Origin of the sequence: Streptomyces sp. NPDC002701 (assembly GCF_042889045.1) — a bacterium.
Lineage (GTDB): Bacteria > Actinomycetota > Actinomycetes > Streptomycetales > Streptomycetaceae > Streptomyces.
The window spans coordinates 20,949-29,050 of the sequence record NZ_JBIAQL010000045.1; the positions used below are offsets into that span (position 1 = coordinate 20,949).

6 protein-coding genes and 1 pseudogene are annotated in these 8,102 nt (G+C 71.1%); 2 read left to right on the forward strand and 5 right to left on the reverse strand.

Annotated features, from left to right (window positions below; all coding sequences use genetic code 11):
• Nucleotides 1–135: 135 nt before the first annotated feature.
• From ACFYXC_RS40660 to ACFYXC_RS40680, 5 genes are read right to left on the reverse strand one after another with little or no spacing between them, the layout of a single operon-like run.
• A complete protein-coding gene (locus ACFYXC_RS40660) occupies nt 136–513 on the reverse strand; it encodes a hypothetical protein (RefSeq protein WP_389558039.1) in 378 nt (125 codons plus the stop codon).
• Complete coding sequence (locus tag ACFYXC_RS40665) at nt 510–3,188, reverse strand: ATP-binding protein (protein WP_389558041.1); 2,679 nt, start codon at nt 3,186–3,188, stop codon at nt 510–512. Before ACFYXC_RS40665 ends, ACFYXC_RS40660 begins: the two co-directional genes overlap by 4 nt.
• Nucleotides 3,185–3,745, reverse strand: coding sequence for a hypothetical protein (locus ACFYXC_RS40670; protein ID WP_389558043.1), 561 nt, complete (start codon nt 3,743–3,745; stop codon nt 3,185–3,187). The genes ACFYXC_RS40665 and ACFYXC_RS40670 overlap by 4 nt, the downstream gene beginning before the upstream one ends.
• Entirely contained in the window at nt 3,742–4,083 is a 342-nt protein-coding gene (locus ACFYXC_RS40675) for a hypothetical protein (protein WP_389558045.1), read from the reverse strand. Before ACFYXC_RS40675 ends, ACFYXC_RS40670 begins: the two co-directional genes overlap by 4 nt.
• Nucleotides 4,080–5,009, reverse strand: coding sequence for a conjugal transfer protein (locus tag ACFYXC_RS40680; protein ID WP_389558047.1), 930 nt, complete (start codon nt 5,007–5,009; stop codon nt 4,080–4,082). The genes ACFYXC_RS40675 and ACFYXC_RS40680 overlap by 4 nt, the downstream gene beginning before the upstream one ends.
• Nucleotides 5,010–6,103: 1,094 nt before the next feature.
• Between ACFYXC_RS40680 and ACFYXC_RS40685 the strand changes: the two are divergent.
• Nucleotides 6,104–6,583, forward strand: a pseudogene (locus tag ACFYXC_RS40685) (hypothetical protein); the annotation flags it as partial.
• Nucleotides 6,584–6,738: 155 nt separating this feature from the next.
• Nucleotides 6,739–8,043, forward strand: a complete 1,305-nt coding sequence (locus tag ACFYXC_RS40690; protein WP_389558049.1) for a hypothetical protein — start codon at nt 6,739–6,741, stop codon at nt 8,041–8,043.
• Nucleotides 8,044–8,102: the final 59 nt, after the last annotated feature.

Here is an 8,102-nt window from a genome sequence, read left to right on the forward strand (position 1 = left end):
CGGTGCGAGGAGGTCACCGGTCTCGCTGTTGCTGCTCGCCGCGTACACGACCTGGCTGTTGACCAGGACGAAAACGCCGCAGAGCAGGACGACGACACCAGCCGAGCGGAACGTCGTGCGCTCTGCGCGCCACATTCAGCGCCGCCCGTGTCCGGCAGCGCCCTGGCGCCGCCACACGACGACGGCAACCACTCCTGCAGCGGCCGGAACGACCATCCATGCCGTGCTTACGCCGTCGCGGCCAGACTCCTGCGCGGAGGGCACGGGGGAGTTGGTGCCGCGCTCGCAGTACTTCTTGGCCGGGCCCACGATCAGATCGCACGGATCCTGGTGAGCAGAGCCGGAGGGGGAGTCGGCGGCGAAGGCCCGCCCGGTGCGCGGCCACCACGGCTCCGGCACGCCTGCCCCCACGGCCAGGGCGAGCAGGGCGGCTGGCAGGGCTATCACCATCAGGGTGCTCGCCACGGCGGCGATGCGCCGCCAGCGGGACAAGGAGAAAGAAGACGTGGTCATGAGACGTGCTCCTTCGGCCGTGCCGCGTCTGGACTGCCGGAGGCGCGCGCAGAGCTCGCGGCCGTACGGCGGCCGGGCGTGGTGGTGATGGAGGCGGTGATGCGCTCGATGCGGGGGATGACGGCCTTGACCCGGCCGGTGTTCTGCCGCGGGCAGGCCAGCAGAAACTCGCCCTCCCGGCCCTTCTGCCCGACGGGGGACAGACCGGTGGTCACCAGCCGCAGCAGCTCCGGGTCGTCCGCGTCTAGCCCGACGAACTCCAGGCCGCGGCGGGCACGCTCACGGTCCGCGGTGCGGGCGAGCGCCCGGTAGGCCATCAGCCCCCGGTCCGGGCCGAGCTCCTCAGCGTCATGACTGGCGGCGAGCAGGCCGGCGCCGTGCTTTCGGCCGTCGTGGAGGATCTCGTGGACCAGCGCGGTGCCCTCGGCTGACGAGGTGAGCCAGTACAACTCGTCCGCGACCACCGCGGTGAACCGCTCGGGGTCCTCGAACGCGGTCTGCCGGGCGATCGCGGCGATCAGGTAGAGCACGGCGCGCCCGATCAGGGCCTCCAGCGGCTGCTGGTGTAGGACCTCCGGATTGGCGAAGGCCGCCTTGGGCGGCAGCTTCAAACCCGCCGTCGTGATGACGATCATGTCGGAGGTGCTGGAGGCGTCCAGGCGTACCGGGGGCAGGGTGGGGTCGAACACCATCGCCGCCAGCGGATTGGTGGCGACGACGCGGACGAGGCCAGCGAGGGTGGACGCCGCGTCCTGCCGCTTGCCCCCCTCGGCCGTGGCCATTTCCTCCAGGACCCCCAGCATGCGGCGCATGGACGGCTGGGCGCTGGCGGCGGCCTCCTCGACAGCGTGGTGCAACACCTCGCCGTTGGTGCTCATCGGACCGATGCCGAGCTGCAGGGTCAGGTAGGACAGGGCGTAGCGGCGGCCCTCGGGCCCGTCGAACATGCGCAGCGGGTCGATGGACACCTCGGCCTGGGCTGCGTCGATGATCTGGACACGGCCCTTCGCGGCAGTACGAGCGAAGGTCGCCCACTCGCGTACAGGAGTGCGGTCGATACAGATCGCGCAGCCACCGCGCGCCCACACCGCCTCCGCGATCAGCTTCTGCAGGACGCTCTTCCCGGCCCCCAGATCACCGACGATGCCAAGGGAAGCGCTGGCGTCGTGCTTCGGCGCGTCCGCCACGTTGATCATGACGAGGCGGGTCGTGCCGCAGTCCAGGTCGATGCCGAGGAACATGCCGTTGGGGTCACCGACCTCACCGATGGAGAAGGCGCCGCCCAGCGCCCAGTCCTCCGAGACCTGGTGCTGCGTGAACTCCCGCACGACACCCGGCCTGGTGGTGCCCGGCAGCCCGAGCAGGAACAGCGCCTCCTGCAAGCCGACCGGGCGCACGGCCCGGTAGTCGGCGCCACCGAGCAGCGCGGCAAGGGCCCGGGCGCGGGCGTCGCAGACGGCGGCGGTTGGCCCCCACACCGTGAGGACGGTCACGGACTGCACCTCGACCTCGACCGACGTGCGCGACAATCTGGCGTCCAGCTCGCCCAGGTCGCGGGCGGCATCCGTGAGCGAGGAAGGCATGCCGGTCGGCCGGGCGTCGTACTGATCGGCCTGGTCGACGAGTTCGTTCCGCTTACGCCGCACCTGGTCCCGAGCCTTCTCCGCGGGCACGAGCGTCAGGTCGACGGTGTAGTCGACGGGAAAATCGAGCGTCTCCAGCTGCGCGAACAGATCAGCGGCATCCGCGCTGACCGCGGGCGGGCACTCAGCCAGCGCCAACTGGGCCTGGTAGCCGGTGCCGGCGTCGGACTCGATCTGCAGCCACCGCCGGCGCAGCGGCGAGGCCGCCTTCACCCGCCACCACGCCTTACGTCCCGACCGGGTGAGCTGGTCGGCGCTCTTGAGCTCGTCGACGTCGTCGAGGTCCGGGTCGATACCGCCCTCCTGGAGGCGGGCCTGCCCGAGATCGGCGTAGCTGGGGGAGTGCAGCACCCCCTCGCGGACCTGCCCGCCGTACAGGTCGCTGCTCTCGGCTTCGGCCAACAGCGGCTCATCCAGACCCCGGTGCAGCGCGTGCTGGACCATCCACACGATCTCCGCCGGGCGAGCGGGCCGGAACGCGGCACCGCCGGCGAGCGCGGCCTCCACCCGCGAGGCATGCTCCTGGTACGCGGTCACTTCCCGCCGCGCCACCGGCGTCGGCCGCATGCCCAGCGTCGGGGCGATCTCGGCCCACACCGCGCCGAACTGAGCCGTCATCTGCACGCCGGCACCCTCGGCCTGGAGCGGGACCGCCAGCCACAGGGTGCGGCGGTGCATCTCCTGCCCGTCCAGCAGATCCAGCGTGGCCTCGACGTTCTCCACCCACGGGTGCGTCTGGCCCGGCGGAGTATCGGCCGGCCCGATGCCCTCGATCATGCGCAGCGCGACTTCCCCCGGATCGACCCGGGCGCACCAGCCGAACAGCCGCGGCGCCCCGGTCAGGGACCGCACCAGATGAGTGATCTTGGCGAGCTGCTCTTCCCGTACAGCGGCCGGCACATAGGTGCCCTGGACGGTCTCCTCGTGGCGGCCCTGTTCGTCCGGACCCGGGTGCAGCCGGTAGACGGCCCACACGCTGCCGTGCGTTGACCACACCAGGTGCCCGGCGATGTGACGGATCGGCACCCTCATCGCGCACCCCCCTGTTCGGTGAGGGCGAGCAACTGCTGCACACCCGACACCGGCCGTCCCGGCTGAGTGGCGGCGGCCGCCGGGCGGGGGCCCGACCTCGATCGTGGTGCCTTCCGTCGCGGCGTACGGTCGGCGGCGGCTCGCGGCTGCGGCGCCGAAGTGATCGCTGCAGGGGCGGTGTGCTCGATGACGAAGCCACCGGTCAGGGGGCGGGCGGCGTGGTCGCGGGCCGCGCGGCCGCCGATCCGGCCGCCGCGCGGCTGCCAGCACAGCTGCAGCCAGCCCAGGGCCGCCGGGAGCGGGGCACGGCCTCCGATCTTCTGACGGCGCACGGCCCAAATGGTCAGCAGCCAGGCGGCGATAGGGACCGGCCCCATCCACGACCACCATGGAATCGTCTTGACCAGCAGGAAGCCGCCGGCGACAGCAAGGAGGATCTGCGCGGGCGTGAATGGGCCGAGCGGGATGCGCCAGTCGGCCACCTTGCCCAGCACCCAGGGGTGACGTCGGGCCGCGGTGTAGAAGCGGCCCATCCGCACGGACGCGGCGGCGCTCACAGCCAGCCTCCGGCACTTGCGGAGTGTCCACGGCCGGCCGCAGGCCCACCGTGGACGATGCCGGAGACGGCAGGCGCTGACTTGGACGGGTTCTTGACCTCGTCCTCGAACATACTGGCCAGGTCTTCGCGGGAGGCGTACAGCCCCAGCGCGATGATCATCAGCAGGAGGGCGCCGAGGCCAGCCTTGAGGCTGACCTTCTGGACCATGACGATCACGACGAGCGCCGTGAGGCCGGCGTGGAATCCCGTGGTTGCCCAGCGCTCGAGCATGTTGATCCAGCCGTCGCCTGTGTCGCCCAGACGGCCGGCGAGTATCAGGCTATGCACGGTGTTCACCGAGCACCCCCGTTGTGAGCGGTGCTGGACTCAAGCGCCGAGACTTCCCACCGACCTGAGCGGGCCGTGAGCGCGAGCTCGTACGCCAACGGCCACCGCCCGTCGTCGTCCCGGGCCTCCACGCGTGCGAGGACGCGGACCTTCGTGCCGTCGGCCGGCACCCGCTCGGCGGCCGCGGCCTCCTCGACGGCGGAGACTTGCTGCACTGTGACGGCCGTGTACGGGGCGGGGGAGACGCCTGACACCTTCACGCCAGGTGCGAGGTAGCGATCCGCCTCTCCGGCGCCAGTCAGGTAGGCGGCGAGGAACTCCCCGGTCGCGGCCGACAGATCGCCGTCGGTCGGGACGGTCACCGAGTACGGCGACTGCGCAGCCTCGGCGCGCCCTGGGCCGGCCACCACCCCGGGGGCATTGGACACGGTGAACGAGGCGCCGCCGGAGCCAGCAACGACCGGCACCGCGAAGTAGCGCACCGAGCCGTCGGCGTACTGTGCAGCCACCGTCACCGACCACGCCGTGCCGGTCTGCTGCGCACTGCGCACCGCCACGACCGACTTCGGCTCGGGCTGCGCATCCGCCGTCCCGGGAAGATCAACGTCCGGGGCCATCGACTGCGCAAGCCGGGCCTGCGCAGTGCTCTCTGCGCCTGCGCGGCTGCGCAGCCACGCGCCGAGGAACACCGTGGCGTACCCGGACGGGTTGGCCGACACGGTCGTCCTCACGGTGGTCGGCTTCGTCGCGGGGGCGGCACGGACCACGGTGGCGGGCGTGGCCACGGCCACGGCCAGCGCGATGGGGCCGGCCGACACCGCGGCCCACACGCCCAGGCGGCCCAGGTGGACCCGGCGCCGCATCTGCTGCAGCCGAGCCCCCGCAGCGGTCGGAGGAGCAGCGTGCTCCTCCCGTGACTGCTTGGCACGAGACATTCCAAACTCCCAGGTCAGAGCAAGTTGTTGCTTCTAACCCCAGGCAATTCGTCGACCCCGACCCGATCACCGACCACGAGGGCCCGACCACGATCACGAAGAGGACACAAACCCGTGGACGGGGCCATGGTTGCCCCGACCACAGACCCGACCACGACATTTCGCACGCCACCCAGTCCCGCTCCGATACGCTGGATCACACGGGCGATTGGGGCGGGCGGCGCCCAGTGCGCGACACGGGGGGAAGCCCGCGGGCGAGCAGTGCCCCCGGACTTCCGCGCCGCGAGATTGCGCGGCGGCAGCCGGATGCGCAGCCGGATCCCGAGGCCCCGGATGGGGCTGCGCAAAACACGCGCGCTCGTCGATTGCGCACAATCCGCGCCCCGGTGCGCAACGGCCCGCACGAGGCTGCGCAGTCGCAGTGCGCACCGATAGCGCAGCCGGACCAGAACGTCGTTCAACGAGGGCCGCGCCGCACGGTGGGCAGCCGGACCGCCGAGACGGGCGACCTCAATCTGTGCCGGAATCTCCGAAGAGGGTGTCGCGGATCGCGGCAGCCACCACACGGAACGCAGCGGCAGGGCCACACCAGGCCATACACGAACACCTGACCCTGCTTGTCCGCCAGATCCCGCAAGCCGAGCTGATCGAGGATGCCCGTCAACCGTCCTGATGCCTGCCGCCATCCGGCCGGGACGCATGGGGCCAGGGAGCACGCACCCCAGGAACTGAGAACAGGTATCTGATGCACCCGCGCTTAACAGGCAGCGTCCTCTGACTCCGAGCGCCCTGCGCCGTGCACATGGGACGTGGCTGGCGGCTGGTCGGGCCCGACCAGGCCCCGACCATGGCAGCCCAGCGCTCATGTTGCCGGATCGTGATCGGTGGTCGGGGGTTGTGGCCGCCGCCCTGGTCGGCGTCGACGGGTGAGCTGCCTGTATGGATCTCACGCACGTCCCCTCAACCGCAGGCACCGGCCGTCTTGCTCACGCGAGCGGTGCGGGCTGCTCCGGCTGCCGCGCGCACAGCGCATTTGCGGACGCGCGATGACCGGAGCACGGATTCGTCGCGGTTCGATGGCCGGGGACCAGTTCACGCAGAATGCCTTGTACGACCAGGGTCGGGTCATGACCGCGATGCCGGGCGCCGGCTGGAGCTCCGAGCAGCTGCGCCACGTCATCACCAGCCGCCCGTTGCCGAGCAGGATCCGAACCTCTGTCGGCGCGATCGTCGCCGCCCGGCTGCGCTCCGCTCAGCTCTACCCGCCTCCCGTTGCCAGCTTCGACGACGTCGTCCCGGGCGATGCCTCGTGGACGACGCAACCCTCCACGACGTCGTCCGCCGCCCGCACGGTCGACCAGGCGATCACCTACCGGGCGCTCGTCGAATGCGCGGGTTGCGGTTGCACCGCCCCCGGTGGAGACCTCTGCCCGGCCTGCCTCGACTGGCCGCTGTGCCGCACCTGCCCAGGTCCGACTCCCCGTCGCGCTCACTCCGACGGCGACGGCCGCAGCGCCACCTGCACTTCCGCCCTGACCTCCATGACCGAACTTCTTGAAGGGAGCGCTTCATGACGGACACGCTCCATACACCCCGGACGCCTCTCCAGCAGCCTCTGCGTCCCTTCGCCCGCGACCCGCGCCGGTGGGAGGAAGAACGATCCCGCGCGCTGCTGACCGGCCACCTCTGCGGCGACATCACGTGCATCGGCACGTGCGAGCCCGCGCTCGTGTACGAGCGCACCGGGTGGGGCTGGCTGACCTGGAGGGTGCCCGGTGACGGCACCCTGCCTGGCCTCCCTCGTCAGATCGGGGTGCTCGCGCCGGGCGCGACGCTGACGCAACGGCTCGCCGTGCGCTGGCTGACCCGGCGTCCCGCCCACCGCATGGCCCTGACCGCTACGAGCCCTGCATCCCTGCGGTTCTCCGCGGTCCTCGTGGGCGTCATCAGCCTGTTCGCCGCTCTGTCCGCCCTCAGCCACGGCATGCCAACCGACTTTGTGCTGTCGGCGATGCTGCTCGCCCCGCTACTCACCGAGCACCTGCCCGACCGGCTCGACGACCGGGCCCGCGAACACGTCCGCAGTGTCGAAGGAGATGCCGCCTGCCAGTACCTCCAGCGGCTCGCCGCCCTGCACACCTACATCGTTCAGGTCGCCGCCGGCAGCGACTGCTACGAACTGCGCCGCTCGGCCGAGATCGGCCAGAATCTGCTGTGGGACGCCGCCGACCTGCTCCAGAACCAGGACACCCGCTCGGCCTCGTCTCGCCTCATTGACCGGGAACGGCTGATGGTCCAGCTCGCCGACCAAGTCGCCCAGACCGTGGAGCGCACCCGCGCCGAATCGGCATTCGGCGAGACGAACCAGCCTCGCGATGGCGAAGGCCCGCTGGGCCCGCTCCCGCCTGGCTTTGAACTAGCGGCGCGGCCAACGCCCTCGCCCACACCCGACACTTCACCGCTGAAGGGATGCCGCCCCATGCTTGAGACCCATCCCGACGACGCAGTCCGGACCACGGACGTGTATCTGCTCTTCGCGCACGAGCCGTACTTCCCCGGCGAAGGCGCACAGGAGATCAACGCCACCGTGGTCGCCGCCGCCTCCCTGCTCCACCCCCAGGTGCAACAGCCCGACGGAGCCCGGATTCACGACCGCCTCACCCAGGGACGCGAGCCGGGCGAGATCATTCCGCTGTCCACCCTTACCCACGAATTGGCAGGCGGCGCCGACCGGCCGAAGGTCGGCGACTGGGAGAAGGTCACCACCGACCTCGTGCAGCTCGTCTGCGCGAGGGAGTGCGACGCCCTCAGCCTCGGCCTCCCCGAGATCGCGTGCGCCCTCATCATCAGCGGCCCGCACACCCACATGCGTGCCATCGACGCCGCGGCCGGCCAGGCCGTTACCTACGGGCCCGAGGAACGCGCCGCCGTTCTGGCCGAGGTCGACATGTTCCTCGCCGGCCTCGTAGCCGAGCAGGATCTCTGGCCGGGTGATCGCCTAGGGTCTGTTGCGAAAGTGGATCTTGTTCGTTGATGATCACATCCTGTGGGACGTGGGGATCTGACGAACGACCAGTGGGCCCGTCTTGAGCC

What these genes read in the sequence shown, in the direction of transcription:
- ACFYXC_RS40660 (WP_389558039.1), bottom strand. Translation starts at nt 513, where the DNA reads ATGACCACGTCTTCTTTCTCCTTGTCCCGCTGGCGGCGCATCGCCGCC.
- ACFYXC_RS40665 (WP_389558041.1), bottom strand. Translation starts at nt 3,188, where the DNA reads ATGAGGGTGCCGATCCGTCACATCGCCGGGCACCTGGTGTGGTCAACG.
- ACFYXC_RS40680 (WP_389558047.1), bottom strand. Translation starts at nt 5,009, where the DNA reads ATGTCTCGTGCCAAGCAGTCACGGGAGGAGCACGCTGCTCCTCCGACC.